Source organism: Micromonospora maris AB-18-032, from assembly GCF_000204155.1.
GTDB classification, from domain to species: Bacteria; Actinomycetota; Actinomycetes; order Mycobacteriales; family Micromonosporaceae; genus Micromonospora; species Micromonospora gifhornensis.
Genome location: NC_015434.1, coordinates 5,604,451 through 5,631,307 on the forward strand (window position 1 = coordinate 5,604,451; position 26,857 = coordinate 5,631,307).

General features: G+C 71.5%; 26 protein-coding genes. 15 read left to right on the forward strand and 11 right to left on the reverse strand.

The genetic code is table 11. From position 1 onward, the window contains the following. Positions 1 to 133 precede the first annotated feature (133 nt). Positions 134 to 697: an RNA polymerase sigma factor gene (locus VAB18032_RS24735; protein WP_013735665.1), complete on the forward strand. Its 564-nt coding sequence runs from the start codon at positions 134 to 136 to the stop codon at positions 695 to 697. Between the two features lie 97 nt (positions 698 to 794). Next, entirely contained in the window at positions 795 to 1,808 is a 1,014-nt protein-coding gene (locus VAB18032_RS24740; protein ID WP_013735666.1) for a hypothetical protein, read from the forward strand. Between the two features lies 1 nt (position 1,809). Here VAB18032_RS24740 and VAB18032_RS24745 read toward each other — a convergent pair whose 3' ends face one another. Then, complete coding sequence (locus VAB18032_RS24745; protein ID WP_013735667.1) at positions 1,810 to 3,192, reverse strand: serine/threonine-protein kinase; 1,383 nt, start codon at positions 3,190 to 3,192, stop codon at positions 1,810 to 1,812. Positions 3,193 to 3,232: 40 nt separating this feature from the next. Then, complete coding sequence (locus VAB18032_RS24750) at positions 3,233 to 3,730, reverse strand: YcxB family protein (protein ID WP_013735668.1); 498 nt, start codon at positions 3,728 to 3,730, stop codon at positions 3,233 to 3,235. A gap of 252 nt (positions 3,731 to 3,982) precedes the next feature. On the opposite strand from VAB18032_RS24750, the gene VAB18032_RS24755 reads away from it, so the two are divergent. Then, on the forward strand, positions 3,983 to 4,519 hold the full coding sequence (locus tag VAB18032_RS24755; RefSeq protein ID WP_232510911.1) for a DoxX family membrane protein: 537 nt from the start codon (positions 3,983 to 3,985) through the stop codon (positions 4,517 to 4,519). Between the two features lie 137 nt (positions 4,520 to 4,656). Here the strand turns inward: VAB18032_RS24755 and VAB18032_RS24760 are convergent, their stop codons facing one another. Both VAB18032_RS24760 and VAB18032_RS24765 read right to left on the reverse strand, forming a co-directional pair. Next, on the reverse strand, positions 4,657 to 5,622 hold the full coding sequence (locus VAB18032_RS24760) for a DNA polymerase domain-containing protein (RefSeq protein WP_013735670.1): 966 nt from the start codon (positions 5,620 to 5,622) through the stop codon (positions 4,657 to 4,659). 69 nt (positions 5,623 to 5,691) lie between these two features. Beyond that, positions 5,692 to 6,462 (reverse strand): isocitrate lyase/PEP mutase family protein, encoded by a 771-nt coding sequence (locus tag VAB18032_RS24765; RefSeq protein WP_013735671.1) that lies wholly within the window; start codon positions 6,460 to 6,462, stop codon positions 5,692 to 5,694. A gap of 127 nt (positions 6,463 to 6,589) precedes the next feature. Between VAB18032_RS24765 and VAB18032_RS24770 the strand changes: the two genes are divergently transcribed. Both VAB18032_RS24770 and VAB18032_RS24775 read left to right on the forward strand, forming a co-directional pair. After that, complete coding sequence (locus VAB18032_RS24770) at positions 6,590 to 7,138, forward strand: TetR/AcrR family transcriptional regulator (protein ID WP_043725659.1); 549 nt, start codon at positions 6,590 to 6,592, stop codon at positions 7,136 to 7,138. 36 nt (positions 7,139 to 7,174) lie between these two features. Then, positions 7,175 to 9,415: an MMPL family transporter gene (locus VAB18032_RS24775; RefSeq protein ID WP_013735673.1), complete on the forward strand. Its 2,241-nt coding sequence runs from the start codon at positions 7,175 to 7,177 to the stop codon at positions 9,413 to 9,415. 73 nt (positions 9,416 to 9,488) lie between these two features. Here the strand turns inward: VAB18032_RS24775 and VAB18032_RS24780 are convergent, their stop codons facing one another. Continuing rightward, the gene (locus VAB18032_RS24780) at positions 9,489 to 10,745 is read right to left on the reverse strand and encodes an erythromycin esterase family protein (RefSeq protein WP_013735674.1); all 1,257 of its coding nucleotides are present in this window, start codon (positions 10,743 to 10,745) and stop codon (positions 9,489 to 9,491) included. An 86-nt stretch (positions 10,746 to 10,831) separates the two neighbouring features. Here VAB18032_RS24780 and VAB18032_RS24785 point away from each other — a divergent pair, with 86 nt between their 5' ends. Then, entirely contained in the window at positions 10,832 to 11,029 is a 198-nt protein-coding gene (locus VAB18032_RS24785; protein WP_013735675.1) for a DUF2795 domain-containing protein, read from the forward strand. On the opposite strand, the gene VAB18032_RS24790 is transcribed toward VAB18032_RS24785, so the two are convergent. After that, entirely contained in the window at positions 11,030 to 11,935 is a 906-nt protein-coding gene (locus tag VAB18032_RS24790) for a Gfo/Idh/MocA family protein (RefSeq protein WP_013735676.1), read from the reverse strand. It lies immediately after the preceding gene. Between the two features lie 142 nt (positions 11,936 to 12,077). Here VAB18032_RS24790 and VAB18032_RS24795 point away from each other — a divergent pair, with 142 nt between their 5' ends. After that, positions 12,078 to 12,464, forward strand: coding sequence for a hypothetical protein (locus VAB18032_RS24795; protein WP_013735677.1), 387 nt, complete (start codon positions 12,078 to 12,080; stop codon positions 12,462 to 12,464). Beyond that, a complete protein-coding gene (locus tag VAB18032_RS24800; protein WP_013735678.1) occupies positions 12,457 to 12,864 on the forward strand; it encodes a hypothetical protein in 408 nt (135 codons plus the stop codon). The genes VAB18032_RS24795 and VAB18032_RS24800 overlap by 8 nt, the downstream gene beginning before the upstream one ends. A 61-nt stretch (positions 12,865 to 12,925) precedes the next feature. Here VAB18032_RS24800 and fabG read toward each other — a convergent pair whose 3' ends face one another. Both fabG and VAB18032_RS24810 read right to left on the reverse strand, forming a co-directional pair. Continuing rightward, complete coding sequence (gene fabG, locus VAB18032_RS24805) at positions 12,926 to 13,684, reverse strand: 3-oxoacyl-ACP reductase FabG (protein ID WP_013735679.1); 759 nt, start codon at positions 13,682 to 13,684, stop codon at positions 12,926 to 12,928. A 101-nt stretch (positions 13,685 to 13,785) separates the two neighbouring features. Then, complete coding sequence (locus VAB18032_RS24810) at positions 13,786 to 15,438, reverse strand: alpha-amylase family protein (protein WP_013735680.1); 1,653 nt, start codon at positions 15,436 to 15,438, stop codon at positions 13,786 to 13,788. Positions 15,439 to 15,500: 62 nt separating this feature from the next. Between VAB18032_RS24810 and VAB18032_RS24815 the strand changes: the two genes are divergently transcribed. Together VAB18032_RS24815 and VAB18032_RS24820 are read left to right on the forward strand one after the other, a co-directional pair. Further along, positions 15,501 to 16,091, forward strand: coding sequence for a DUF1349 domain-containing protein (locus tag VAB18032_RS24815; RefSeq protein ID WP_126711142.1), 591 nt, complete (start codon positions 15,501 to 15,503; stop codon positions 16,089 to 16,091). Between the two features lie 79 nt (positions 16,092 to 16,170). Next, positions 16,171 to 16,830 carry a DedA family protein gene (locus tag VAB18032_RS24820; protein WP_013735682.1) on the forward strand — a complete coding sequence of 220 codons (660 nt, stop codon included), beginning with the start codon at positions 16,171 to 16,173 and terminating at the stop codon, positions 16,828 to 16,830. Positions 16,831 to 17,002: 172 nt separating this feature from the next. Here VAB18032_RS24820 and VAB18032_RS24825 read toward each other — a convergent pair whose 3' ends face one another. Together VAB18032_RS24825 and VAB18032_RS24830 are read right to left on the reverse strand one after the other, a co-directional pair. Continuing rightward, positions 17,003 to 18,406: a chitinase gene (locus VAB18032_RS24825; protein ID WP_013735683.1), complete on the reverse strand. Its 1,404-nt coding sequence runs from the start codon at positions 18,404 to 18,406 to the stop codon at positions 17,003 to 17,005. A 152-nt stretch (positions 18,407 to 18,558) separates the two neighbouring features. Next, positions 18,559 to 20,013 carry a carbohydrate-binding protein gene (locus VAB18032_RS24830; protein WP_013735684.1) on the reverse strand — a complete coding sequence of 485 codons (1,455 nt, stop codon included), beginning with the start codon at positions 20,011 to 20,013 and terminating at the stop codon, positions 18,559 to 18,561. A 220-nt stretch (positions 20,014 to 20,233) separates the two neighbouring features. Between VAB18032_RS24830 and VAB18032_RS24835 the strand changes: the two genes are divergently transcribed. The 3 genes from VAB18032_RS24835 to VAB18032_RS24845 all read left to right on the forward strand — a co-directional run bounded on the left by VAB18032_RS24835 (position 20,234) and on the right by VAB18032_RS24845 (position 23,733). Further along, positions 20,234 to 21,388 (forward strand): carboxylate-amine ligase, encoded by a 1,155-nt coding sequence (locus tag VAB18032_RS24835; RefSeq protein ID WP_013735685.1) that lies wholly within the window; start codon positions 20,234 to 20,236, stop codon positions 21,386 to 21,388. A 13-nt stretch (positions 21,389 to 21,401) separates the two neighbouring features. Continuing rightward, positions 21,402 to 22,772 carry an FAD-dependent oxidoreductase gene (locus tag VAB18032_RS24840; RefSeq protein WP_043721803.1) on the forward strand — a complete coding sequence of 457 codons (1,371 nt, stop codon included), beginning with the start codon at positions 21,402 to 21,404 and terminating at the stop codon, positions 22,770 to 22,772. 91 nt (positions 22,773 to 22,863) lie between these two features. Further along, entirely contained in the window at positions 22,864 to 23,733 is an 870-nt protein-coding gene (locus VAB18032_RS24845) for an aminoglycoside phosphotransferase family protein (protein ID WP_013735687.1), read from the forward strand. A 53-nt stretch (positions 23,734 to 23,786) separates the two neighbouring features. Here the strand turns inward: VAB18032_RS24845 and VAB18032_RS24850 are convergent, their stop codons facing one another. After that, positions 23,787 to 24,593: an Fpg/Nei family DNA glycosylase gene (locus VAB18032_RS24850; protein ID WP_043725673.1), complete on the reverse strand. Its 807-nt coding sequence runs from the start codon at positions 24,591 to 24,593 to the stop codon at positions 23,787 to 23,789. 189 nt (positions 24,594 to 24,782) lie between these two features. Between VAB18032_RS24850 and VAB18032_RS24855 the strand changes: the two genes are divergently transcribed. Next, positions 24,783 to 25,475 (forward strand): SDR family NAD(P)-dependent oxidoreductase, encoded by a 693-nt coding sequence (locus tag VAB18032_RS24855; protein ID WP_013735689.1) that lies wholly within the window; start codon positions 24,783 to 24,785, stop codon positions 25,473 to 25,475. 188 nt (positions 25,476 to 25,663) lie between these two features. Next, positions 25,664 to 26,683 (forward strand): DUF308 domain-containing protein, encoded by a 1,020-nt coding sequence (locus tag VAB18032_RS33035; RefSeq protein WP_013735690.1) that lies wholly within the window; start codon positions 25,664 to 25,666, stop codon positions 26,681 to 26,683. Positions 26,684 to 26,857: the final 174 nt, after the last annotated feature.

A 26,857-nucleotide genomic window follows, 5' to 3' on the forward strand; every position in this document is an offset into this window, starting at 1 on the left:
GCTGACTCCGGGGAAGCCCGATCAGCGGCCTTAGTCGTCTCTCCGGCCTGGTCGTGTCTGCGACCACAGCGCCTGCACGTCGACTCTTCAGAGGGCGTTCGCCCTGCTCAACAGCGGCTCATACACTGCCCTGATGCCAGATGATCATGATGCGGTCGAACGGACGGCGCGAGCCGCCGCCGGCGGAGACCGGGACGCGCTGGAGGCGCTGCTCGCCCAGGTGCGGCCGGAGGTGCTGCGGCTCTGCGGGCGGTTCCTACCCAACCGGGAGGATGCCGAGGAAGCCTGCCAGGACACGCTGCTCGCGCTGGCCACCGGCATCGGGTCGTTCGACGGGCGGTCGTCCTTCCGGACCTGGCTCTACCGGGTCGCAGCCAACCGATCCCGCTCGACCTATCACGCGCTGCGACGTCGGTGGATGGTCGAGACCGCACGTGCGCTGCCCCCGGAGCGGGCCGACCCCGCTCGTACCAGCGTGATCGCCGGTACCCGGTTGGACCTGTTGGAGGGGCTCGACGCCATCGGCACCGACCTCGCGGAGCCGGTCGCGCTGCGGGACGTGATGGGGCTGAGCTACCGCGAGGTCGCCCAACTACTGGGGTTGCCCGAAGGCACCGTGAAGTCCCGCATTCACGAGGGGCGACGCCGGCTGCGCGCCCGACTCACCGACGCCGGGCCGCGCTCCAACGACTCCTGATCATGCTGAGGGCCAGGTCACAGCGGGTAGCCCGAACAATCCCGACACGGCAGAGGACCAACACTATGAAGATCCACTGACCCAAGGAGATGACCGCATGCCTCGCCGACCCCTCCGGCGTCTCTCCCAGGCCATCGCTCTGGCGGTGGCCATCCCGGTGCTCGCGGCCGGATGCGCCACCGAGGAGCCTGTCGCCCCGCTCGACGGTCAACAAGCCGCGACCAACCTCGATGCCGAGCCCGAGCCGTCGCCGACGCCGGATGCGCCCGCCCCGCTGGCGGGCTTCACCCCCCGGTCGATCTCGTACCTGAACGCCGAGATCACCGTGACCGGGGTGGAGGTGTCCCCGCAGACCCCGCGCAGCTACGGCGACACGACCGGCACCCCCGAGTACGGCGATGCCCATTACGCGTACCTCGCGGTGAAGGTCGCCAACCAGCTCAACTTCACCACCTTCCTCGTCCAGGACGGCGTCTTTCTGGCGCTCGCCGACGACGAACTGGTCCCGCTCGACTCCTCGGGCAGCCCGGCGACCGACGTGATCGCTCCCGGTGCGACCGCCACCGGGTGGTACGCCTTCGAACTGCCCGCCGGGGCAACGTTGGAGGGTGCCTCGCTGGTGTTCGGCCCGGCCGGTCACCGGCAGGAGCGTCTGCCACTGATCGGCGACCTGCCGACGCCGGAATACCCGAAGGCGATCACCGTGGCCTCGCCGGGCACCGTGCTCACCGGCAACAGCGGCTGTCCGCTGACGGTCGAGGTGGAGAAGGCGTACCTGGCCCACTGGGTGGGCTTCGACGAGGGCGGCCGGTCGCACACCACCAAGCAGGCCGAGGCCGGTCGGCTCAAGCTTCACCTCGGGCTCGCGGTCACCGGGCCGGCCGACCGCAGCGGCTGCTTCATCGCCACCGGCAGCGGCGGTGACGTCCACCTGATCGTCGACGGCGACCGGCTCGGCGACTACCCCGAGCTGGGCGGCACCACGAACGTCGCCGCCGGGGCCACTGACCGCCAGTACCTCGTCTTCGACATCCCCGACTCCGGCCAGGTCGAGATCGAGTGGGGCCGCCTCGGTGGCAAGCAGGTCCGAATCCCGGTGCCGCTGCCCTGAGTCACCCGGTCACGCGCACCCCGGCGAGCAGCGAGTCGACGAAGCTCGTCCCGCCGCCTGCCGGGGGCGCGACCTGCACATACACCAGCCTGCCGCCGTCCGGGGTGAGCCCAGCGGCCTCGATGACCTCCGGTTTGCCGGAAGAGCAGCCGGTGAACGACGCCACCGTCCAGTCGATGCCCGCCTGGCGGGTGGTCCGCACCCCCGACGCCACACACTGGGCGTGTTCCCGATCGGTGACGAGCCGGCGCGGGGTGGTCTCGGCTGCCAGCGCAGCGGACGCCCCGACGAACGCACCCGGCACGCCCGGGTCCGACGCCCAGCGGTCCGGGTCGGGCGAGATCAGCATCGCCGGCTCCAGTCCGCCGGCGGCGTTGCGCTGCCCTGACCAGCCGGAACCGGCGACCCGCCAACCGTCCGGCAGGGTGACGCTGACCCGCCCACTGGTGTCCGTGCCGGTCTGCGGACCCCGCTGAGACCACGCCCAGGCCGCCCCGCCGACGGTGCCCGCGAGCGTGAGACAGGCGACGGCGGCCAGCGCGCTCACCATCGCCAGGCGACGCCGGGGCGGCGTGGGAACGTCCGGCTCCGCCACCTTCGACGGCGCCGCGAGCGCCTTGTCGAGCGCTGTGCCGAAAGCCGCCGCGTCCGGGTACCGATCGGCCGGGACCGCAGCGGTCGCGGTACGCAACACCGCCGCGACCGCCGCGGGCACCTCCGGCCGCAACCGGAACGTCGTTGCCGTCGGCTGCCCCTCCCGGGGCACGGCCAGCAGCGTGACACCGAGACGGCCGAGGCCGTAGACGTCGGCACGGGCGTCGACGATCGCCAGCGGATCGTCCTGTTCCGGCGCCATGTAGCCGGGGGTACCGGCCCGGGCGGTCAGACCGGACGCGGCCGCGAGCGCCTTGGCCAGGCCGAGATCCGCGATGAGCACCTGTTCCTCGCCGGTGGCGCGGGTCCGGAACAGCACGTTGCCCGGGGTGATGTCCCGGTGCACGACGTCGCTGTCGTGGAGCACCGCCACACCCGCGGCCACCTCGCGCAGCAGCCGGACACTCTGCGCTGCCGGCAACGGTCCGTCCGCGAGGCGGTCGCGCAGGCTACCGCCGTCCGCCCAGGCCAGCACCGCGTACGGCCGACCGTCGTCCAGCTCGCCCACCGCGTGCACGCTGACCAGCCGCTCGTGGTCAAGCCGCCACAGCAGTCGAGCCTCCTGCCGGAACCGTTCGCGTACCCGCAGGTCGTGACTCCAGTTCTCGGCCAGCACCTTGATCGCGACACGCGCGTCGAGCGACTCGTCGTACCCGAGCCAGACCGTGGCGAAAGAGCCGACCCCCAGCAGCCGCTCGATGCGGTAGGAGCCGATCCGGGTGGGCTGCACAGCCCGCACCGTACCAACCCGTCAAGGCCGGACCGGTGGCTCACCGCGCCTGAAGCAGCCCGCGTTCGGTCATGAAGGCGCGCAACGTCTCGGCGTCCGCGGCGGACATCAGCCAGCGGGGAATCACTGTCGCCGGCATCCCGCCGACGTACACGATCCAGAAATCCGGGGTGCCCTTCACCCGAGCGACGCCGTCCCAGGCGATGCCCCCGGACTCCGTACCGCTGCGCATCAGGATCTGCTCATCGGTGATGTCGTAGCTGCCGTCCACGGCGTAGCCGCTGGAGCGGCGTCGAGCCCGCAACTGCAACCACGGCCAGTACAGCATCGCCAGCAGGCCACCCACGGCCATCGTCACCCAGAACGGCGAGATCAGCTCACCCCAGGATGTCCCCCGCGAGGCGACGAACCCGATCGTCCCGACCGCCGTGAGCACCGCGCCTGCGTAGCCGTACCTGCGTAGCCGGTCACCGCTGAGCGCAGCGGCCACCCGGCCCGGATAGGCGGGATCCGCGGGGACGTCGAACCGGATGTGCACGCCAGAACCTTACCGGCGCGCAGGTTCGGCGCTCCGCTGGCCGCCTACCGCCACCACGGCGGTACGGAGCCGGGGCTGAACGTACCCCCTCAGGTCGGGACCTTGGTCCCGGTGGCTTGGGGTGTTCCGGCCCGCGCGGCGGCGCCGCCTCCGGGGCGACAGTAGTGGTGACGGAAACAGACACCGGAGGCAACGATGACCATCCACCACAACACCCAGCGTTCGATCGAGCGGCCCCTTGAGCGGGCGGAGATGCCCGGCTCGATGTTGACCACCACCGCCGCCCGCGCCCTGGCCGTGCTGCGGGTCGCCACCGGCCTGATCTTCGGCTGGGCCTTCCTGGACAAGATGTTCGGCCTCGGCTACTCGACCCCGACCGAGCGGGCCTGGATCAACGGCGGCTCCCCGACCAAGGGCTTCCTGGCCAACGTCGACGTCGGGCCGTTCCAGTCGATCGCTCACTCGATCGCGGGCGCCTGGTGGGCGAACCTGCTGTTCATGGTCGGTCTGGCCGCCATCGGTGTCGCTCTGCTCGCCGGCGTCGGCCTGCGCATCGCGGCCGCCTCGGGCAGCCTGATGATGGCGCTGATGTGGCTGGCCGACTTCCCGCTGGCCCGGTTCAACGCCGCCGGCGACCCGACCGGTTCGACCAACCCGGTTGTCGACTCCCACCTGATGTACGCCGTGGTGCTTGTCGTCCTGGCCGCCGCGTACGCCGGACACACCTGGGGTCTCGGCCGGCGCTGGGCGCAGCTGCCCTTCGTGCAGCGCAACCGCTGGATGCTCTGACCTTGCTCGACCCCCGGTGCGCCGGACCGTACCCACGGTCCGGCGCACCGCCATGTCCGCAGGCTTTCGGCGCGGCGGGCACCGGCCGACGTGCCGGCTCAGTGGGCTTGCACGCGGCGAGCGCGGCGCGCGGCGGTTCAGTCGGCCTCGGCGCGGCGGGCGCGGGCGCGGCGGCGGCCCTCGTGCATGGCCTGCACCCGGGGCACCGGAATGGCCCGCCCTTCCTCGATCAGGTCGGCGGGGAGGGACTGCGGTGGCGGCATCAGGTCCGCCCAGGGATCGCCCTGGGCCAGCAGACCCGGGACGGTACGGATGGTGAAGTCCGCCGGCGTCACCGACTCCACCTCCGCCCAGGGCACCGGGAAGGAGACCGGTACGCCGGGACGCAGCCGTGGACTGTAGACGGAGACCACTGTCGCGCCGCCGGTGCGGGTGGGGTCGATGAAGACCTTGCCGTCGCGGTCCTCGCGGATGAAGGCGGTGGTGGCCAGCGCCGGATCCAACAGTTGCGCCCGGGCGGCCAGCGCCCGGGTGGCGGCGGCCAACTGCTCGGCGTCCGGGCCGGGGGCGACCGGGACGAAGACGTGCATGCCCTTGGCGCCGCTGGTCTTCACCGCGCCGGCCAGCCCGGCATCGGTGAGCGCCTGCCGGACCAGCAGGGCCGCGGCCACCCCGACCGCGAAGCTGTCGCCCTCCGGCGGGTCGAGATCGAGAACCAGATGGGTGGGGCGGCTCAGGTCGTCGGCCGTGGCCAGGGTGGGGTGGTACTCGACCGCCCGCTGGTTGGCGAACCAGAGCAGGGTGCGGCGGTCGTCGCAGAGCGCGTACGCGATCTCCCGCCGGGACGCCTCGGCCCAGATCGGCACCCGCCGTACCCAGTCCGGGGTGTATCGGGGCAGGTTCTTCTGCATGAACGGGGGCTGCCCCGGGCGTACCCGGACCACCGACAACGGCCGGTTCCGCAGCTGCGGCACGATCCGGTCGGCCATCGCGTCGAGGTAGTCGACCAGGTCCCGCTTGACCGCGCCGGACCCGTCGAACAACGCCTGGTCCAGGTTGGTCAGCGGCACCCCGTCCCGGGTCTCGTCGGCTGCCCCGCTCACCCGACCACCATCGCGGCTCGATGCCCGCCGGTCAACCGCAACGCCACCCGTCGCCGGCCGGCGTGTCGCTCAGGCGAGCCCGCCGCCGCCGGCGATCGAGGCGAGCAGCCGGGCGGTGTGCGCGTGGGTGGCCGCGTACAGGCCGGGACCGTAGCTGATCCGGGCCACGCCGAGGGCGGCCAGCTCGGCCGGTGCCGGTGCCGCCGGGCGGGCCAGCACGTTCACCGGTGCCGCCACCGCCTCGACGAAGGTACGCAGCTCGGTGGGGTCGGCGAGCATGATCGGGTAGACGCAGTCCGCGCCGGCCGCCAGGTAGCGCCGGGCTCGACGGATCGCCTCGTCGAGTCGTCCGGCCGGCTCGCCGTGCTTGCGGAGGAAGACGTCCGTCCGCGCGTTGATCACGATCGGCACCCCGGCGGCGTCGGCTGCGGCCCGTACCCCGGCCAGCAGTTCGGCCTGCTCCTGCGGGTCGACAAGCGCACCGTCGTTCGGTGCGGAGTCCTCCAGGTTCAGCCCGACGGCCCCGGCGTCGAGCAGCCGCTGGACCAGCTCGACCGGGGGTAGCCCGTACCCCCGCTCCAGATCGGCGGTGACCGGCACGGTCACCGCGCGGGTGATCCGCGACACGGCAGCGAACATCTCCCCCAACGGAGTGCCCTCGCCGTCGGCGTACCCGAGTGACTGGGAGACGGCCGCGCTGGCGGTGGCGACCGCGCCGAAGCCGGCCTCGACCACCGCGCGGGCCGAACCGACGTCCCAGGCGTTCGGCAGCACCAGCGGGTCGCCGGGCCGATGCAGGGCACGAAGGGCGGCCGCCCGGACCGCCGGAGTGTTGGTCATGGTGGTGATTCTCGGCAGCCCGGACGTATCGGCGCAGATCCAATCCACCGACGGTGGCCTGTGGCGAACACCACGAATCTGACCGTTCGGTCAGCCCCTGACCGATCGGTCAGGCATGCTGGTGGCCATGGCTCGCCCCGCCCCGCAGACCCACGACGAGATCCTGGCCGCCGCGGCGCGACGGTTCGGCGTCACCGGTTACCGGGGCACCTCCTTGCAGGACATCGCCAGCGAGGTGGGCTGTTCCAAGGCGGCCGTGCTCTACCACTTCGCCAACAAGGAAGCCATCCTCACCGAGCTGATGGCCCCGGCGATCGAGGCGCTGCGGACGCTCGACGAACGGATCGTGGCCCAGTCGGACCCGGAGGGGGCCCAGCGGGCCGCCGCCGAGGGTTTCGTGGACCTGGCGGTCCGCTTCCGCGCCGAGATCGCGCTGCTCCGTGGCGAATTCCCGAACCTGCTGCAACAGCCCGGCTTCACCCACATCCAGCAGATCTCCGAACGGCTGCTCGACGCGCTCGCCGCCCGGTCCGAGCGTCCCTCGGCCCGGGTCGCCGCGTTCGTGCTGGTCGCCGGCATCGCCGAGACCTGCGGCGAGTTCGCCGACGTACCCGACGACGAACTGCGCGACGCCCTGCTGGCGTTGCTGCGGCGGGCGTTGGAGCCCGCCCGCTGACCCGTCCCACCATCCACGATTGAGGGAAAGGACCTCATGGCGACCCTGCTCTACCGGCTCGGCCGGGGCTCGATGCGCCGGCGGCGACTCGTCGCCGCGATCTGGCTCGTCGTACTCGTCGCGCTCGGCCTGGCCGCAGCGACCCTGCGCGGCCCGACGGCCAGCAACTTCTCCATGCCCGGCACCGAGTCCCAGCGCGCCATCGACCTGCTCGCCGAGCAGTTCCCGGCAGCCGCCGGCGCGACCGGCACGATCGCCGTCAAGGCCCCCAACCCCGGCCAACTCGGCACGCCCGAGGGTCAGGCGGTCGTCCAGAAGGTCACCGAGGAGGCCACCGCCGTGCCCGGCGTGGTCGGCGCGGTGAACCCGTTCCAGGTCGGCGCCGTCTCCCCCGACGGCCAGTACGCGCTGATCCAGGTGCAGTTCAGCGGCGGCGTGGACACGGTGACCGACGAACAACGCGACGCCTACGAAAAGGTGGGCACCCAGGCGCAGGCCGAGGGCTGGCAGGTCGCCCCCGGTGGTGAGGTGCTCAACGCCGAGCCCGAGGTCGGCTCCACCGAGGCGATCGGTGTGGCGGTGGCCCTCGTCGTCCTGATCATCACCTTCGGCTCGTTGGTGGCCGCCGGCATGACCATGCTCAACGCGCTGATCGGCGTCGGTGTCGGCATGGCCGGCCTGTTCGCGCTCAGCAGCGTGGTCGAACTGACCAGCACCGCACCGATCCTGGCGCTGATGCTCGGCCTGGCCGTCGGCATCGACTACTCGCTGTTCATCACCTCCCGTTACCGACAGAACCTGCTCGACGGGCTACCCGCCGACGAGGCGGTCGGTCGCGCGGTCGGCACCGCCGGTTCGGCGGTGGTCTTCGCCGGTGCCACCGTGGTCATCGCCCTGGCCGGCCTGGCCGTGGTGAACATCCCGTTCCTGACCGTCATGGGTCTGGCCGCCGCCGGCACGGTGACCGTCGCGGTGCTGGTGGCGATCACGCTCCAGCCGGCCCTGCTGGGCTTCGCCGGTGGCCGGGTGCTGCCCCGGCGGCTGCGTTCCTCCGTCGCGGTGACGACCGAGGACAGTTCCCGCATCGCCGACGGCGCCGGCAGCGCCTCCACCGACCACGCGGCACCGGAGGCGGCCACCCTGGCCGGCGAGGACCGCTCGGCCTTCGGGTTCCGCTGGGCCCGGCTGATCACCCGGTTCCGCATTCCGGTGATCCTGGTCGGCGTCATCGGTCTCGGGTTGCTCGCGCTGCCCGCGTCGGACATGCGGCTGGCCCTGCCGGACGCCGGTACCGCCCCGGCCGGTACCCCCGCCCGGGTCTCCAACGACCTGATCACCGAGGGCTTCGGTCCCGGCTTCACCGGCCGCCTCGCGGTGGTCGTGGCCGGCGACGACGCGCAGGCCACCACCGCGGCCATCCCGCAGGTGACAAACCTCGTCCAGGGCACCGAGAACGTGCTGGCGGTGGCACCGCCGCAGCTGAGCCCGGACGGCAAGACGGCGCTGCTCGGGGTCATCCCGCAGACCGGCCCGACCGACCCGGCCACCGAGACGATGGTGCACGACATCCGGGCCGCCGTCGCCGACGTGCCGGGCGCCGACGTCCTGCTGACCGGCGTGACCGCGGTCGGCATCGACATCTCGGAGAAGCTCTCCGACGCGATGCCGGTCTACCTGGGCCTGGTGGTCGGGTTGTCGATCCTGCTGCTCATGCTGGTGTTCCGCTCGCTGCTGGTGCCGGTCAAGGCGGCGCTGGGCTTCCTGCTCACCGTGGCCGCCACCTTCGGTCTCACGGTGGCGGTGTTCCAGCAGGGTCACCTGGCCGACCTGGTCGGCCTGGACACCCCGGGCCCGCTGATCAGCTTCCTGCCGATCCTGCTCATCGGCATCCTGTTCGGCCTGGCCATGGACTACGAGGTCTTCCTGGTCTCCCGGATGCGGGAGGACTTCGTGCACGGTGACACCGCCCAGCAGGCCACCATCAACGGGATGGGCCACGGTGCCCGGGTGGTCACCGCCGCCGCGCTGATCATGACCTCGGTCTTCGGCGGCTTCGTCTTCCTCGACGACCCGGTGATCAAGTCGATGGGCTTCGCGCTGGCCGTCGGCGTGGCGATCGACGCCTTCGTGGTCCGGATGACCATCGTCCCGGCGGTGATGTCCCTGCTCGACAAGGCTGCCTGGTGGCTGCCGCGCTGGCTGGACCGGGGGCTGCCGAACGTCGACATCGAGGGCGAGAAGCTGCGCGCCACCCTCGACAACAAGGCAACGGTGTAAGGAAGGGCCCCCTGTTAACGCCTCGTGCATAGCAGGGGGCCCCTGTTAACGCCAGCGCGTACCCGGCAGGCCGTCACACGCCCGCCGGGTACGTCTCCATCTCGCCGGGCGTGGTGAGCGCGGGCAGCGGATGCAGCGCCGTCGTCTCGTCGCACCAGATGAACGCGTCGTACCGCTGTCCCAGGCGGGTCGGCACGTAGTTGCCCCACGACTCGAAGGACGGGTCGTAGACCACGCCGATCGCCCGGTGGTCGAGCGGCTCGGTGACCCAGCCCGGCTGGTCCGGGCCGCCGAAGACCAGCACCGCCCGCTTCGGCATGAGCTGGTGCAGCAGGTCCTCCACCGAGCCGACCCGGGCCGGCGGTACGACCATCGCCTCGGCGGGCGAGCCCCACCTCGGCGCCGCGATCACCGATCCCCGCCAACTGCCGAAACCGATCAGCACCACCTCGTCGGCACCGTGCCGTTCCCGCGCCAACTGGCCGATGTTGAGCATCCCGTCGGCGGCCATGTCGGTAGCCCGCGCGTCACCGATGTGCGTGTTGTGCGCCCAGACCACCCCCCGGGCGTCCGGCCCGTAGCGTTCCAGCAGCCGATCCAGCGTGTCGGCCATGTGGCTGTCGCGCACGTTCCACGATCCCGGACCACCGGCGACCATCTCCCGGTAGTAGCGCTCCGCGCCGGCCACCACCTCCGCGTTCTGCCAGGCCGAGAAGGCGTCCGCGCCGTCGGCGGCGGCGAGTTGCCGGGTACGCGCCAACAGCCGCACCACCTCCTGCTCGCAGCGGGCCGAGACGAACCGGCTGGCCATGCCGTACTCCTCGACCCGCTTGCCGTACGGCTCGAAGCACCGGTACGCGTCCTGCGCCGCCTCCAGCGACGCCGGGTCCTCCTCGCCCAGATAGTCGAAGATCGCCTGCATCGACTCCCACAGGCTGTAGACGTCCAGGCCGTGAAAGCCGACCCGGGACGCCTCGGCCCGCTCCACGTTCCACGCCCGCAGCCAACTGCAGAACCGGGCCACCTCGGCGTTGGCCCACATCCAGGTCGGCCAGCGTTCGAAGCGCTCCAACGCGACCTGCGGCTCGACCGCGCCACCCGCCGCGCCGATGACACTGCGGTGCACCCGGTCGCAGTCCGGCCAGTCACCCTCCACCGCGACGAAGTCGAACCCGCACTCGGCGATCAACCGCCGGGTGAGCTGTTCCCGGATGCGGTAGTAGTCGTGGCTGCCGTGCGTCGCCTCCCCGATCATCACCACCCGAGCGTCCCGGGCTCGCTCCAGCAACGGGTCGAGGTCGCTCGGCGCACCGAGCCGCTGTACCAGCATGCCTGCGGCTACCCGGCACCCGGACGGGCAAACGCGAGGGCCTTCCGGTGGTGTGCCGACCCGGTTGGGTGGGTAGAGCGGAGGTCATGACCGACCGCGGTGGTGCCCTGCCGGATTATCTCGCAGGGCTGGACTATCCCGTCTCCCGCGAGGACCTGATCCGCTGGTGCCAGGAGAACGGCGCGAGCACCGAGCAGTTGCAGGCCGTACGGGCCCTGCCGGTGGAGCAGATCGGCTCCGCCGCAGAGTTGTCCGACGCCCTGCCCGCCCCGTGGGGCCATTGATCAGCGGACCGGCAGGTCGATGACGGTGCCCTGGGCACGGGCGGTCTCGGCGGCGGCGAGCACACTCACCACCTCGCGGCCGAAGCGTACGTCGCATCGGTGATCGCGGGTGCCGGCGTCGACCTCCGCGAGCAGTTGGTCGATCGCCACCCCGAAGGCGGTCGCCGAACTCGCGCCGCCGGACGGCAGGGTCTCGACGCCGTTGTCCCCGTAGAAGGTGAACTCCGCGGCCACCGCCGCCGGCGGGGCGTCCAGGGTGAGCGACACGCTGCTGGTGGCACCGCCGTCGTGGGTCAGCAGCAGGTGCACCAGGCCGCCCGGCCCGTCGCCGGCGGCCACCCGGGTCACCCGGCCCAGCACCGGCAGCAGGATCGCCAGCGCGTGCGGGCCGATGTCCCACAGCGCGCCGCGCTCGCGCCGCCAGGGCGACTGGGCGTACGGACTGCCGGGCTGGAAGATCGAGGCGAACCGGATCACGTTCGCCGTCTGCCAGCCACCGGCGGCCGCCGCTGCGGCGACGAAGCCGGCCACCTCCGGCTGGTACCGAGCGGTGAAGAAGACCACCGACGCCACGCCCGAGTCGGCCGCCGCGTCGACCACCCGATCGGCGTCGGCGACGGTCAACGCGAGCGGCTTGTCCAGCAGCAGGTGACGCCCGGCGGTGGCGGCCCGTACGGCGATCTCCGCCTGCACGTCCGGGGGCAGCGCGACGGCGACCGCCTCACACGCCTCGATCAACGCGTCGACCTCGTCGTACGCCGGTACGCCGTAGCGGGTGGCCAGCGCGGCGGCCCGGTCCCGGTTGCGGCCCCACACACCGACCAGTTCCGCCCTCGGGTGTGCGTCAAGTGCCGCCCCGTGCGTCTGGGCCGCCCAGTGACCCGTACCGAACAACCCGAACCGCATCACCCGTACCTCCAGCCTCGTCTGCGCCCACGCTAACCGCTGCCGCTGCGGCACACCGACCGTACGCCCGCCGTGCCGGCTGGTCTTACTACGCGGGTTAGTAGAGTGGGCCGGTGATCGGAACCAGCACCGGACGAGTCGGATGAACGCCGCCGGGTCACCGGTCGACGGCGTAGTGGCCGTCGCCGCCATCGTGTTGTCGCTGCTGGTCGCCGTGTGGGCGCTGATCGCCACGCTGCGGCACCGGGCACCGGACCGGATTCAGCTGATCGGCCTGGGCGTACTCGAACTGGCGCTGCTCGCCCTGGCGGTGCTGGCCGGTGTGGCGCTCGCCGGGGGCGACCAGCCGGGTGAACCGGGGGCCTTCTTCGGTTACCTGGTGACGCTCGTCTGCCTGCCGCCCCTGGCCGGGGTGCTGGCCAGGATGGAGCCGACCCGCTGGGGCTCGGCGATCGTCTGCGCGATCTGCCTGGTCACCCCGGTGGTCGTGGTACGACTCCAGCAGACCTGGGAGGTGCTCGGTGGCTGAGACGCGTACCGAACAGCCGGTGCGGACCAACACCGGTCCCGGCCGGCTGCTGATCGCGGTCTACCTGATCTTCGCCATCGCCGCCACCAGTCGCGCCACCCTGCAGATCGTCACCCGGCTCGACGAGGCGCCGCTGGCGTACCTGCTCTCCGCGCTCGCCGCGGTGGTCTACATCGTGGCGGCGGTCGGTCTGGCCCGGGCCGGACACGCCGGTCGTCGCGTCGCGCTGGCCTGCTGCGCCGTCGAACTGGTCGGCGTGGTGGGCGTGGGCGCGTTCAGCCTGGTACGGCCCGACCTGTTCCCGGACGAGACGGTCTGGTCCGGCTTCGGCAGCGGCTACGGCTACATTCCGCTGCTGCTGCCCGTCCTCGGCCTCGCCTGGCTCTACCGGACCCGGTAAGGAGGGGCCCCTTCTTAACGCCTGATGCATAGGAAGGGACCCTTCTTAACAGCCGCCGGGGTCAGTCCCGGGGGCCGCCGGCGACGTAGATGACCTGGCCGGAGACGAAGGACGCGCCCTCGCTGGCCAGGAACGAGATGGTGTGGGCCACGTCCTCGGGCCGGCCGACCCGCCGGACCGGGATCTCCGCCTCGGCGTGCTTCTGCATCGCCTCGAAGTCGATCTTCATGCGGGCGGCGGTGGCGGCGGTCATGTCGGTGACGATGAAGCCCGGCGCGACCGCGTTGACGGTCACCCCGAACGGCCCCAACTCGATGGCGAGGGTCTTGGTGAAGCCCTGCATGCCGGCCTTGGCCGCCGCGTAGTTCGCCTGCCCCCGGTTGCCCAGCGCGGAGGTGCTGGAGAGGTTGACGATCCGACCCCACTTCGCCTCGACCATGTGCTTCTGCGCGGCCTGGCTGAACAGGAAGGCACCCCGCAGGTGTACGCCCAGGACGGTGTCCCAGTCGGCGTCGGTCATCTTGAACAGCAGGTTGTCCCGGAGCACACCGGCGTTGTTGACAAGCACGGTCGGGGCGCCCAACTCGGCGACGACCCGCTCGACGGCGGCCTCCACCTGGGCCCGGTCCGACACGTCGGCGCCGACGCCGAGCGCCCGGCCCCCGGCCGAGCCGATCGCGTCCACGGTTTCCTTCGTCGCCGACTCCTCGATGTCGACCACGGCGACGGCCAGGCCGTCGGCCGCCAACCGGCGGGCGGTCGCCGCGCCGATGCCGCGCGCGGCTCCGGTCACGATGGCGACGCGGGGCTCCTCCGACATGATTACCTCCCGGTAACTTGTGGCTCGATCGAAGGAGCGTAACGCAGTCGTACGCCGCAGCCGGGCCCGCGACGAAAGAGCCGACGCGGGCCGGGCCGTGCCTAGCGTTCGTGACCCAGGCGCAGCCGGATCCACCGGTAGCCGTGCCCGGCGAGCTTGAGCCGGTCGAGCTTGCCGACCTCGGGGTAGTTGCGGTCGCTGAGCACGTCGATCGGCAACTCCGCCTCGTCGGCCAGGATGCTCAGGTCGACCTCGACATCTTCGGTGCCGAGGTTGTGCAGGAAGACCATCGTCCCGGTGGGCCCGTCGGCGCGGTGCGCCAGCACACCCGGGGGCATCGGTACGTCGATGTGGCTGGTGCTGCCCGAACCGGTCTCCGGTGCCTCCCGCAGCGTACGGATCATCCGCTCGAACCAGCCCAGCAGCGAACGCGGGTCCTTGCGCTGGGCGGTGACGTTGACGTGCTGGTAGCCGTACTCCCCCTTGTCGATCACCGGGCGGATCAGCTTCTCCGGCTCGGCGGTGGAGAAGCCGGCATTCTCCTGATAGGACCACTGCATCGGGGTACGGATCGCGTCGCGCCCCTCCAACGTCAGGTCCTCCCCCATCCCGATCTCCTCGCCGTAGCGCAACACCGGGGTGCCGCGCAGCGAGAACTGCAACGAGTACGCCAACTCGATGTGCCGACGGTCGTTGCCGAGCATGGGGGCCAGCCGACGGCGGATGCCCCGGCCGTAGAGCTGCATGTTCTCGTCCGGCCCGAACTTCGCCAGCACGTCGTTGCGCTGGTCGGCGGTGAGCCGGGACAGGTCGATCTCGTCGTGGTTGCGCAGGAAGGTCGCCCACTGCCCACCGGTGGGCAGCTTCGGGGTGTCCCGCAGCGCCTCGATGATCACCTCCGGGTCCTCCCGCGCCAGGGCGAGCATCAACCGACCGTTGAGCATGAAGTCGAAGAGCATGTGGATGCGGTTGCCCGAGCCGCTGCCGTCACCGAAGAACGCCGGCAGCTGATCCGGCTCGACGTTCGCCTCGGCCAGCAGGACCGCGTCGCCGCGCCGCCACTGCACGTGCTGGCGCAGGTCGGTGAGGAAGTCGAAGTCCTTGGGCGAGTTCGGATTGCCGGGCTCGGTGCGCTCGATGATGAACGGCACCGCGTCCATCCGGAAGCCGGAGACACCGAGCTGGAGCCAGAACGAGGTGATCTTCTTGATCTCCGCCCGTACCTGCGGGTTCTCGATGTTCAGGTCGGGCTGGAACTTGTAGAAGCGGTGGTAGTACCAGGCCTTGGCGGTACGGTCGTAGGTCCAGGTCTCGTGCTGCTCGCCGGGGAAGACCATGCCCTGGTGCCGGTCCGCCGGTTCGTGCTCGGACCAGATGTACCAGTCACGGTACGGCGAGTCCGGCGACGACCGTGCGGAGATGAACCACGGATGCTGGTTCGAGGTGTGGTTGACCACCAGGTCGATGATCACCCGGATGCCCCGGTTGCTCGCCTGGTGCAGCAGTTCGGCAAAGTCACCGAGCGTGCCGAGTCGTGGGTCGACGTTGTAGAAGTCGGTCGCGTCGTACCCGTCGTCCTCGTTGGGTGAGGGATGGATGGGGTTGAGCCAGAGGCAGGTGACCCCGAGCCGGGCGAGATAGTCGAGTCGACCGATCAGCCCCTGGAAGTCACCCACCCCGTCGCCGTCGGAATCGGCGAACGTGTCGATGTCGAGGCAGTACACGACCGCCTCCGAGTACCACCTGTCAGACATGTCCCCGTACCTTCTCCGGGGCGCGGCGATGGCAAACCCGGGCGAACCGTTACGGTGCCGTGGTGCAGAGCATCGAGTGGTCCAGCGGCAATTGGCACCAACAGCCGGTGCGGGCGGTCGAGGACGCCGACGGCGGCTTGAGCGTGGAGCCGCAGGCGGATAGCGACCTGTGGCGCCACACCGGCTACGGGTTCGTGCACGACTACGCGCCGGCCCTGCTCGTGGACTTCCCGGTCGGCAGCGCGGTGGAGGTGGACTTCCGGCTCGACTACGCCGAACAGTTCGACCAGGCCGGGGTGCTGGTGCGGGTGGACGACCGGAACTGGGTGAAGACCGGTGTGGAAATCAGCGATGGCCAACCACAGATCGGCGCGGTGGTGACAAACGAGTTCTCCGACTGGTCGGTGGCCCCGGTGCCGCAGTGGGCGGGCCGGGAGGTGACCGTACGGGTCAGCCGGGTCGCTGACGCACTGATCGTACGAGCCCGGCCGGCCGGCGAGCCATGGCAACTGGTCCGGCTCGCCCCGCTGGACGGGGACGCACCGGCAGCCGCCGGGCCGTACTGCTGCTCGCCCAGCCGAGGTGGCCTGACCGTCCGCTTCAGTGGCTGGCGACAGGGCCCGGCCGACGCGACGCTGCACCCACCGGAGTGAGGGACGCTGCCGCCTGGTGTTCACCGGCGTGCCAGCGGGTAGGAACGTCGGCACGCCGACTACCCGTGGAGGCAGCACCATGGCGCTCGCCCAGGATGTCGACCCCAGCCAGGTCGGCGGGCTGACCGGCTGGGTGGCCGGGGTGATCGAGGCGGCCGGCCCGCTGGGTGTCGCCCTGCTGGTCGCCCTGGAGAGCATCATCCCGCCGATCCCCAGCGAGATCGTCCTGGCGCTGGCCGGCTACCTCGCCGGTGAGGGCCGGTTCAACGTGGTGGTGGTGACCGTCGCGGCAACCGTCGGCTCGGTGCTCGGCGCGCTGGTGCTGTACTGGCTCGGCGCCGCCGTCGGTGAGGACCGACTCAAACGCTGGCTCGACCGGCTACCCCTGGTGGACCTGGACGACCTGGAGAAGGCCGACCGGTGGTTCGAGCGGTACGGTCGCTGGGCCGTCTTCTTCGGCCGGATGGCCCCGGTGGTCCGCAGCCTGGTCTCGATCCCGGCCGGCGCGAACCGCATGCCGCTGGTCGAGTTCGTCACCCTCACCACGCTGGGCAGCGCCCTCTGGAACGGCCTCTTCATCGGCCTCGGTTACGCCCTCGGCACCCGCTGGAACCAGATTGACCGCTACAGCTCCTGGTTCGACTACGGCATCCTGGCCATCCTGGCCCTCATGCTCGCCACCTGGGCCCTCAAAAAACACCGCCGCCGCACCCACCCCCGCACCCCCACCCACCCCTAAACCCCTCCTCCCCTCCCCTCCCCACCCCCGCCCCTGCCCACCCCCGCTCCCCGCGATCTTGCACTTCTTGTCGGGGCATGCCGGACTTAAGTCCCATAGCAGCGACCGAAAGTGCAAGATCGCGGGGAGCGGGGCGGAGGTCGAGGGGGCGGGTGGGGAGCGGGTGGGGTGGTTAGGGGAGGGTGCGGAGGTGGGGGGAGACGGTGCGGGCGAAGGAGGTGTTGTGGGTGACGTCCCAGTTGATGGACCAGGTCATGGCACCGCGGAGGGCGGGGTAGGTACGCGGGGGGCGGAAGCTGCCGCAGTTCGTGCCGCGGGTCAGGCAGTCCAGGGCGGCGTTGACCACGCTGGGCGTGACTATGCCACCACCGGCCGCCCCGGGACCGGCCGGCAGGCCGAGCCCGACCTGGTCGGGCCGCAGTCCCGCCTCCAACTGGATGCAGGCCAGCGCGACGATGAAGTTGACCGTCCCCTGGGCGTACGCGGCGTTGTTGTCGCAGCCGAGCATCGCCCCGGAGTTGTAGAACTGGGTGTTCACCACGGTCAGGATGTCCCTGATGTCCAGCGCGAGCTTGAAGTAGCTGGTGGCCGGGTTCTGCATGTCGATGGTCTGCGGCGCCATCGCGATGATCAGTGAGCTGCCCACCTTGGCCCGCAACGAGCGCAACGCCTGCGCCATGTAGGTCGGGTCGAGGCCGTTCTCCAGGTCGATGTCGACACCGTCGAAGCCGTACCGCTGGATCAGCGCGTACACGCTGTCGGCGAAGGCCACCGCGGACGCCGAGCTGTTGACCACCACCCGGCCGGTCTCCCCGCCGACCGAGATGATCACCTTCTTGCCCCGGCTCTGCAGGGTGCGCACGTCGGCGGAGAAGTCGGCGTCGGTGTAGCCGCCCAGCGAGGCGGACAGGCCCGGGTCGATGGCGAAGCCGACCGCGCCGGGCGTGCCGGTGGCGTCCGCGAAGGCGACCGCGACCAGGTCGTACTCGGCGGGCACGTCACGCAGTCGCAGCTCGACCGCCGGGTTGTCGAAGTTGTGCCAGTAGCCGGTCAGGATGTGCTTCGGCAGCCCGGTCACCGGCGGCGGACTCGTCGGCGGCGGCGTGGTCGGAGGCGGGGTCGTCGGCGGTGGGGTCGTCGGAGGCGGCGTGGTGGGCGGTGGCGTGGTCGGGGTGGTCCCGCCGGCGCAGGCCGCGCCGTTCAGACGGCAGTTCGACGGTACGCCGGAGCCGCTGCCCAAAAAGCCGAAGGAGACCGACGCACCGGGGGCGATGGTGCCGTTCCACGATCGGTTGGTGAAGGTGTACCGCTGGCCACTGGAGGTCAGCAGCGCGTCCCAGTAGGTGCCGACCGTGGTGCCGGCGGGCAGGTCGAAGCCGAGGTTCCAGCCGTTCACGGTGGCGGTGCCGCCGTTGGTGATCGTGTACTTGCCCTCCCAGCCGGTCCCCCAGTCGGACGTCTTGACGAAGCTCGCCGTGACCGAGGCGGCGTACGCGGCCGGGGCGAGCCACACCGCCCCCAGGGCCGCCGCCAACGCACCGACCACCGACAACACCAGGGCTCTGGACCGTTTCATGCCTGCCTCCCGACCGGAAAAGACATCCATCGACGTCGACCTGGTGCTCATTATTAAGAGTCTTAACTATTTATGTCCAGAGCTGGCGCAGGGTTGTTAACAAGGGCCCCCTGCTCTACCGGAGGCGTTAACAGGGGGCCCTTCCTTACACCTCAGCGACGGAAGTGGAACCAGTTGACGTTGACGAAGTCGTTGGGCTGGCCGCTGCTGAAGGTGAGGTACACGGTGCGTCGCCCGGTCACCGACGACACGTTGCCCGGCACCGACCGCCAGCTCTGCCAGCCGCCGGTGTTGGCGATGGCGAAGCTGCCGATCGGCGTACCGGTCGGGCTGTCCAGCCGCACCTCGACCAGGCCACTGACCCCGCTCGCCGCGCCGGAGGCGACCCGGGCCACGAAGTCACGCGGCCCGCTGGAGCCGAACTCGACGTTGTCGTAGCGGACCCAGTCGCCGTTGCGCAGCGCGGCGATGTTCTGTCCGCCCTCGGAGCAGGCCTCCACGAGCACGCCGTTCTGGGCGTTGAACGACTCGGCCTGGATTGTCGCGTACGCGTCGCGCACGCCACTCGGCGGCGGAGTCGTCGGCGGCGGAGTGGTCGGCGGCGGAGTGGTCGGCGGCGGAGTGGTCGGCGGCGGGTTGCTGCCGCCACCTCGGGTGTAGACGGCCACGTAGTCGACGAGCATCGGCCGGCCCGGCACGGTCGCCGAGGTGGGCGTGGCGCTGCCGGCCACCCCGTTCGGGAAGGCCCCGCCCATCGCGACGTTGAGCAGCAGGAAGTAGCCGGCGTGGCTGGTCATCTGCGACCAGTACGGCTCACCGACGCGGCTCTGGCTGACCGTGTGGTAGAGCTGCCCGTCGACGTACCAGCGCAGCTGCTGCGGGCTGATCGAGGCGTCCCACTCGAAGCGGTAGGTGTGGAACGCCGACTGGCAGGTGCTGCCCGGGCAGGCCCGGGACGCGCCGATGCCGTTGAACTCGTCGCACGGCCCGCCGGGCGCGACGCCGCAGTGCAGCACGCCCCACACCGTGTTGAGCCCGTTGACGTTCTCCATCACGTCGAACTCGCCGATGCCCGGCCAGTTCTGGTAGTTGCCCCGGTACGGCGAGCCGAGCGCCCAGAACGCCGGCCAGTAGCCGGAAGCGGCGGCACCTGTGACGTTTGGCATCTGGATGCGGCCCTCGATGGCCAGCACCCCACCGGCGGGGGCCTTGAAGTTGCTGCGCACGGTCTCGATGCGGGCCGAGGTCCAGTTGCCGGCGCCGTCGCGCAACGGAGTGATCCGCAGGTTGCCGGCACCGTCGTGGCTGACGTTCGCGGTGCTGTTGGTGTACGTCTGGATCTCGCCGGTGCCCCAGTTCGGCGGGCCGCCCGGGTAGCTGGTGCCGGTGTCGATGATCCAGTTGCTGCCGGACGGGAGCGTGCCGGCGGCGCCGGTGAAGTCGTCGCTCCAGACCAGACTCCAGCCGGACGGGGTCGGCGGCACAGCGGCGTCGGCGGTCGCGGTGAGCCCGGCCAGGCCGGTGGTGGCGGTGACGAGTACGGCCAACGCCAGTGGCAGCCGGCGTCTGGCGGGCGGGGCGGCAGCGGCCGCCGGGGTAGGTGTCATGGCGTTGCCTCTCTACGGGGACGGGTGAGAGAGCGCTCTCTCAGGGAGTTGTACGTCCCGCCCGGACAGTTGTCAATGTCGATCTGTCGGCCCGGCCGACCGCACCAGGACCGGACGAGTCGTGCGCCACGCGCGCACGGCGTTTCCGGCAACCGGTACTGCGGGTAATTGCCGCCGCGACCCGGTGCGGACCCGACCGCCCGGCTGAGGCGGGACGGTGATGGCGATGGCCAGGCAGCCTGCGGTGGCTCCGCACCCTGCGGCGGAACAGAACGACCTGCTCACGGTGGGCGTCGAGGAGGAGTTCCTGCTCGTCGACCCGGAGACCGGGGCGGCGGTGCCCGCCGTCGACGAGGTGATGGAGCAGGTGCCGCCGGAGTTGCGCGGGCAGGTGGAGCGCGAGTTCCAGACCAGCCAGATCGAGATCGGCAGCCCACCCGGGGTGGAGCTCTCCTCGATCCGGCATTCTCTCGGCCTGCTGCGCGCCGCCCTCGCCGACGCCGCCGAGCGGGCCGGGGCACAGCTGCTCGCGATCGGCACCGGACCGGTCGACGGTCCCGTGCCGCCGGTGGTCGACAAGCCCCGCTTCGACCGGATGGTGGAGCGGTACCGCCTGCTCGTCCCCGGGCCGGGCAACAACGGGATGCACGTGCACGTCGGGGTGCCCGACCCCGACACCGGCGTGCAGGTGCTCAACCACGTACGCCCCTGGCTGCCGATCCTGCACGCGATCACCGTCAACTCGCCGTTCAGCCGGGGCGAGGACACCGGCTACGCCAGCTGGCGGTCGATCGAGTGGGAACGGTGGCCGTCGGTGGCGCCGACGCCGTACCTGGCCTCGCACGAGCACTACCGACGGCTGATCCGTCAGCTGATCTCCAGCGGCGTGATGCTCGACGAGGGGATGCTCTACTGGTACGCCCGCCTGTCGGCCAAGTACCCGACGGTGGAGCTGCGCATCGGTGACGTCTGCCCGACGGTGGACGACGCGGTGCTGGTCGCCGCCCTGGTCCGCGGTCTGGTGGCGACCTCGTTGGACGACATCGCCGCCGGCCGGCCGCCCCTGCCCACCGACCATCATCTGCTGGTCGGCGCGCACTGGCGAGCCGCCCACGACGGGCTGGAGGGTTCGGCGGTCGATCCGACAAACGGCGAACTGCGACCGGCCTGGGACCTGCTGCACCAACTCATCGGGCGGCTCGGCCCGGCCCTGGAACGGCACGGCGACCATGCCGAGGTGACCGGGCTGCTGGAAGGGTTGCGCGAGCACGGCACCGGCGCGGCGCGGCAGCGAATGGCGTACGCCCGTACCGGACGGTTGCAGGATGTGGTGGCGCAGGTGGCGCGACAGACCCGGGGCGAGCCCTCGGCCTGACAGGAGGGTTGCCGTGGCGGAACGAATGATCGTCATCGGCGGCGACGCCGCCGGGATGGCGGCAGCCGCGCAGGCCCGGCGCAGCCGGGGTCGGGACGACCTGGAGATCGTCGCGTTCGAGCGGGGACACTTCACGTCGTACTCGGCGTGTGGGATCCCGTACTGGATCAGTGGTCTGGTGCCCGACCGCGATCAGCTGATCGCCCGGGATCCGACGACGCACCGGGAGAAGTTCGGCATCGACGTACGCCTGCGGCACGAGGTCGTCGCGATCGACCTGGACCGCCGCGAGGTGACCGCGGTGGACCTGACGGGCGGCCGCGAGATCCGCGAACCCTTCGACATCCTGATGTACGCCACCGGAGCCGTGCCGACCACGCCGGACTGGGCGCGGACCGACGTCGCCGGGGTGTTCGGGGTGCAGACGCTCGACGACGGATCGGCGCTGCGCAGCTGGTTGGACGCCGACCCGCCGCCGAAGCGGGCGGTGGTGGTCGGCGGCGGCTACATCGGGGTGGAGATGGCCGAGGCGTTGGTGCTGCGCGGCCTGTCCGTCACCCTGGTCGAGCGGGCCGAACAGCCGATGTCCACCGTCGACCCGGACATGGCCCGGCTGGTCACCGACGCGATGCGCGGGTTGGGCGTGGACATCCGTACCGGGGTGCAGGTCACCGGGCTGTCCGAGCACGACGGTCGGGTCGACGCCGTACGGACCGACGCGGGTTCGATCCCGGCCGACGTGGTCGTCCTCGGGCTCGGCGTACGCCCGAACACCGCGCTCGCCGAGGCCGCCGGCCTGCCCATCGGTCCGACCGGTGGCCTGCGGGTGGACCGTCAGATGCGGGTCGCCGGGGTGCCCGGGGTGTGGGCCGGCGGGGACTGCGTGGAGACGCTGCACCGGGTCAGCGGGATGCCGGTGCACGTGCCGCTCGGCACCCATGCGAACAAGCAGGGCCGGGTCGCCGGCATCAACATCGGCGGCGGGTACGCCACCTTCGCCGGGGTGATCGGCACCGCCGTGACCAAGGTCTGCGACCTGGAGGTGGGGCGTACCGGGCTGCGCGAGCGGGACGCGCTGGCCGCCGGCTTCGAGTTCGTCTCGGTGATCGCCGAGTCGACCAACCGGGCCGGCTACTACCCGGGCGCCCGCCCGATGACGGTCAAGCTGATCGCCGAACGGCCCAGTGGCCGGCTGCTCGGGGCGCAGATCGTCGGCTGGTCCGAGGCGGCGAAGCGGATCGACACACTGGCCGTGGCGTTGTGGAACCGGATGACGGTGGACGACATGACCGCCCTGGATCTCGGCTACGCCCCGCCGTACTCCCCGGCCTGGGACCCGGTGCTGGTCGCCGCCCGCAAGGCGGTCGACGCGCTCGCCCGCTGAGCGTTTCTTGTGCGGCTACCGCCTGGCGCCGGTGGCCGGTCGCGGGCTGGTCGGGGTGTGACGGCAGGTCGGGATCGGCCAGGATGGACCAGTGACCGGCGCGCTGCGGATTCCCGACGGGTTGACCTGGTTGCACGGCGTGCCGGGCGGCCCGGAATGGTTGGCCGGACTACCGGGCCGGTTGGCCGCCTGTGCCCGGCGCTGGTCGCTGCGGGTCGGGCCGCCCTTCGGGTACGCCTTCGCTTCGCTGGCGGTGCCGGTGGACCTGCCCGACGGCACCCGGGCAGTGCTCAAGTTGCAGTTTCCCGACGCGGAGAGCGAGCACGAGGCGACCGCGCTACGCCGCTGGAACGGCGACCGCGCCATCCGGCTGCTCGCCCACGCCCCCGAGTTGCGGGCCCTGCTGGTGGAACGCTGTCACCCCGGAACCCCGCTGCACGCGCTACCGCTCGACGAAGCGCTAGACGCCGTGGTGGCGCTGCTCCCCCGCCTCTGGGTGCCGGCCGGTCAGCCGTTCATGTCGTTGGCGCAGGCAGCCGCCGGCTGGACGGCCCGGCTGCCGATCACGTGGGAGCGCGCCGGACGGCCGTACGAGCGGCGGCTGCTCGACGCCAGTCTCGACCTGCTCGCCGGGCTGGCTGGCAGCCAGGGCGAGCAGGTACTGGTCAACCAGGACCTGCACGCCGCCAACGTGTTGCGGGCCGAGCGCGAACCATGGCTGGTGATCGACCCGAAGCCGCTGGTCGGCGAACGGGAGTTCTCGGTGGTGCCGATGGTGCGCGGCACGGAACTGGGCCATTCGCGGGCGGCCGTGCGCCGCCGACTGGACAGGCTCAGCGCCGAACTGGGTCTGGACCGTGAGCGGGTACGCGGTTGGACGATCGGCCAGACGATGGCCTGGAGCATCGACGGCGGCCAGGTCTTCACCGACCACGTCGAGGTGGTCCGCTGGCTCGAATGAGGCGTTAACAGGGGTCCCCTGCTATGCAGCAGGCGTTAACAAGGTGCCCTTCCTTACATCTGGCAGGTGGGGCACCAGTAGAGGTTGCGGGCGGCGATGGTGCCTCGGCTGATCGGGGTGGCGCAGACGTGGCACGGCTGGTCGGGGCGGCGGTAGACGTACACCTCACCGCCGTGCCGGTCGACGCGGGCCGGGCGCCCCATCGCCTCGGGCAGGTGCTCGGCGCGGACGGTGTCGATCCGACCGGTACCGACGGCGAGCGTCATCAGCTCCACCAGGTCGACCCAGAGCGCGTCCCAGCCGGCGCGGGTCAGCTCCCGGCCGGGCAGGGTCGGCGACAGCCCGGCGCGGAACAGCGCCTCGGTCACGAAGATCAACCCGGTGCCGGCCACCACCGACTGATCCAGTAACAGCGCCGCCAGCGGCGTCGAACTGCGGGAGATCCGGGCGTACGCCCGCTGCGGGTCGGCGTCGGCGCGCAGCGGATCGGGGCCGAGGCGGGCCCGCAGTGCCGCCGCCTCGGGTGGCGTGAGCAGTTCGCAGGCGGTCGGGCCGCGCAGGTCGAGCCAGTGCCGGTCGGTGGCCAGCCGCAGCCGGATCTGCCCCACCGGCTCCGGCGGCTCACCGTGACCGTCGGTGACCTTGCCGTACAGGCCGAGGTGCACGTGCAGGATCCGCTCACCGGCGTAGTGGTGCAACAGGTGCTTGCCGTACGCCTTGGTCTGCTCCAGGACGGACCCGGAGAGCAACGCGGCACCCTCGGCGAACCGGCCCTGCGGGCTGGTGGCGAGCACCTTGTCCCCGACGAACAACTCGGCGTGCCGAGCCGCCAGGCGATGAATCGTGTGTCCCTCTGGCACGACCACCAAGCGTAGCCAGCCCCTCCCCCGACTCACCGGACAGGAGGGGCATGTCGTTGACGGCCGCAATCGAAGGAGGTGCTCTGCCGCTACTCGTCGGTAAGGATCATGCCCGAACGTCTGGTTCAATTGCGCCTCGGGACGCCGGAGACGGCGATGCCACGCCGGTGCGAAGAAGGACGGTGGGTCATGACGGATCGGGTGCGGCGCGCGGTGGTGGTCGGCAACAGCGACGGGATCGGGTTGGCGTTCACCCGTCGACTGCTGGCTGACGGCTGGCGGGTCGCCGGGCTGTCCCGCCGGGACAACCCCATCGCCGTCCCCACGTACACCCATCACACCGTCGACGTGACCGCGCCGGACTATCCCGGGGTGCTCGGCAAGGCGATCGACGAGCTGGGCGGGGTGGACCTCTGCGTGTACGCCGCCGGCATCGGCGAGCCCGTCGACCTGGCCGACCTGGACGCGCAGACCCGGACCTTCGAGGTCAACCTGATGGGCGCGGTACGCACGGCGTCCACGGTCGTACCGCGGATGGCGGCGGCCGGCGACGGCCACCTCATCGGGCTGTCCAGCCTCGCCGACCGGCTGGTCTCCCGGGACGCACCCGGCTACGCCGGCTCGAAGGCCGGGTTGTCGTCGTACCTGATGGGGCTGTCGGCGGCGCTGCGCGGACAGGGCGTGAGCGTGACCACCGTCCGGTTCGGCTTCGTGGACACCAAAATGGCAAAGGGACCGGTACGGCCGATGATGATCTCGGTCGACCAGGCGGTCGAGGTCCTCGTGCGGTGCGTACGCGACCGCCCGGTGCTCGTCTCCCGCCCTCGCCGCATGGCCCTGCTCACCTCCGCCCTCTCCCCCTTCACCCGCCCCCGCCGCTGAACGCTGCTCTCCCCACCCCCTCTCTCGCGGCAGATCTTGGTACGAAAGCGCCCTCAGAAGGGCCGTTTCGTACCAAGATCTGCCGCGAGTGCGTGTTGCCTGAAGAGTCGCTGGGTACGTGTGGGGGTGTTGGCGCGTGGGGTGGTCGGGGGGTGGGGGCCTGCCACGCATGATCAGGAGGTGAAGCCATGAGATTTCCTTCGCTGTCCCGCCGGGCGGAACCGGCGACGACCCTCGACGAGGATGCCGAACGCGGTGCCACGGTCGCCACCGACACCCGGCCCACCGACCGCAACGATGGGGCCTACCGCAGCAGCTCAGCGGCCCCCACCACCGAGCGCCCAACCAACCCGGCAACCGCCGAGCGCCCAACCAACCCGGCCGCCGCTCGCCCAGCCGACACAGCCGCCACCCGGGCAGCCAACCCGGCCGCCGCCGACCGGTCAGGAACCGCCGAGCGGGCGTCCGACCGAGCTGCCACCGGCGGCGTCGCTGGAGCTGCCCCCGTGGACAGCACCGATCGGCCGGCCACCGAGCGGGCCGCTGCCCGAGCCGCCACGGCCCGGTCCGGCGTCGACGGCTCCCGCCGAGCCCGCGCCACCACCCCCGTACCGCCCACCGGCCGCACCAGCCCCACCAGCACGACCACCCGAAACGACACCGCCGCTACCCCCACCAGCACGACCACCCCCACCGAAGCGACCGCCCGGAACGGCGCGACCGCCACCGGTGTGATCGCCGGCAGCGGCGTGACCGACCGGACCCGCGCCGACGATCTGGAGCGTGCCCCGGAGCGTGACCCGCTCGACGGTGAGCGGGACGGCAGCGTCGAGCGCACCGGTGGCCGGGAGTCGGCGGACGAGGCGCAGGTGGTTGCCGGTCGGCGACCGCGGCCCAGCCTGCTGGCCACCCTCGGCCTGATCGTCGGGGTCGCCGGCCTGCTGTTCGTACTCACCGGGACACTTGCCGGGTACGGCATCGGCATCGGTGCCCTCGGCGCGGTGTTCGCCGTGCTCGGCCTGATCGCCACTCGGCGGCGGCACGTCGCCGGCAAGCCCGACGCCCTGCTCGGGATCGCCTTCGGCCTCGGCGCGGTGGTGCTCGGCGTGCTGGCGATGACCGGGCAGTACGACTGGCCGAACACCGACGGTGACACGGTGACCCGGCTGCGTGAGTGGCTTGATTCACAGTTTGTGGATCGGTTCTAGGGGGCACATTTCGCCGCGCCGGTGGTTCACCGGCGCCCGGCCGGTGAGGAACCGGCCGCGAGCCCGACCAGTTCTGGTGGTTCACCAGCCGGGCACACACATGTCGTCAGGGGCGGCCATTCGCCGCCCCTGACGTGTGTCCGCAGCCCATCCCGCCACTCCCAGCCACCGTTT

Excerpts from the sequence above, each read along its gene's own strand:
- VAB18032_RS24735 (WP_013735665.1), top strand. The coding sequence starts at position 134 with ATGCCAGATGATCATGATGCGGTCGAACGGACGGCGCGAGCCGCCGCC.
- VAB18032_RS24740 (WP_013735666.1), top strand. The coding sequence starts at position 795 with ATGCCTCGCCGACCCCTCCGGCGTCTCTCCCAGGCCATCGCTCTGGCG.
- VAB18032_RS24755 (WP_232510911.1), top strand. The coding sequence starts at position 3,983 with ATGCCCGGCTCGATGTTGACCACCACCGCCGCCCGCGCCCTGGCCGTG.
- VAB18032_RS24765 (WP_013735671.1), bottom strand. The coding sequence starts at position 6,462 with ATGACCAACACTCCGGCGGTCCGGGCGGCCGCCCTTCGTGCCCTGCAT.
- VAB18032_RS24770 (WP_043725659.1), top strand. The coding sequence starts at position 6,590 with ATGGCTCGCCCCGCCCCGCAGACCCACGACGAGATCCTGGCCGCCGCG.
- VAB18032_RS24775 (WP_013735673.1), top strand. The coding sequence starts at position 7,175 with ATGGCGACCCTGCTCTACCGGCTCGGCCGGGGCTCGATGCGCCGGCGG.
- VAB18032_RS24780 (WP_013735674.1), bottom strand. The coding sequence starts at position 10,745 with ATGCTGGTACAGCGGCTCGGTGCGCCGAGCGACCTCGACCCGTTGCTG.
- VAB18032_RS24785 (WP_013735675.1), top strand. The coding sequence starts at position 10,832 with ATGACCGACCGCGGTGGTGCCCTGCCGGATTATCTCGCAGGGCTGGAC.
- VAB18032_RS24790 (WP_013735676.1), bottom strand. The coding sequence starts at position 11,935 with ATGCGGTTCGGGTTGTTCGGTACGGGTCACTGGGCGGCCCAGACGCAC.
- VAB18032_RS24795 (WP_013735677.1), top strand. The coding sequence starts at position 12,078 with ATGAACGCCGCCGGGTCACCGGTCGACGGCGTAGTGGCCGTCGCCGCC.
- fabG (WP_013735679.1), bottom strand. The coding sequence starts at position 13,684 with ATGTCGGAGGAGCCCCGCGTCGCCATCGTGACCGGAGCCGCGCGCGGC.
- VAB18032_RS24810 (WP_013735680.1), bottom strand. The coding sequence starts at position 15,438 with ATGTCTGACAGGTGGTACTCGGAGGCGGTCGTGTACTGCCTCGACATC.
- VAB18032_RS24820 (WP_013735682.1), top strand. The coding sequence starts at position 16,171 with ATGGCGCTCGCCCAGGATGTCGACCCCAGCCAGGTCGGCGGGCTGACC.
- VAB18032_RS24825 (WP_013735683.1), bottom strand. The coding sequence starts at position 18,406 with ATGAAACGGTCCAGAGCCCTGGTGTTGTCGGTGGTCGGTGCGTTGGCG.
- VAB18032_RS24830 (WP_013735684.1), bottom strand. The coding sequence starts at position 20,013 with ATGACACCTACCCCGGCGGCCGCTGCCGCCCCGCCCGCCAGACGCCGG.
- VAB18032_RS24835 (WP_013735685.1), top strand. The coding sequence starts at position 20,234 with ATGGCGATGGCCAGGCAGCCTGCGGTGGCTCCGCACCCTGCGGCGGAA.
- VAB18032_RS24855 (WP_013735689.1), top strand. The coding sequence starts at position 24,783 with ATGACGGATCGGGTGCGGCGCGCGGTGGTGGTCGGCAACAGCGACGGG.
- VAB18032_RS33035 (WP_013735690.1), top strand. The coding sequence starts at position 25,664 with ATGAGATTTCCTTCGCTGTCCCGCCGGGCGGAACCGGCGACGACCCTC.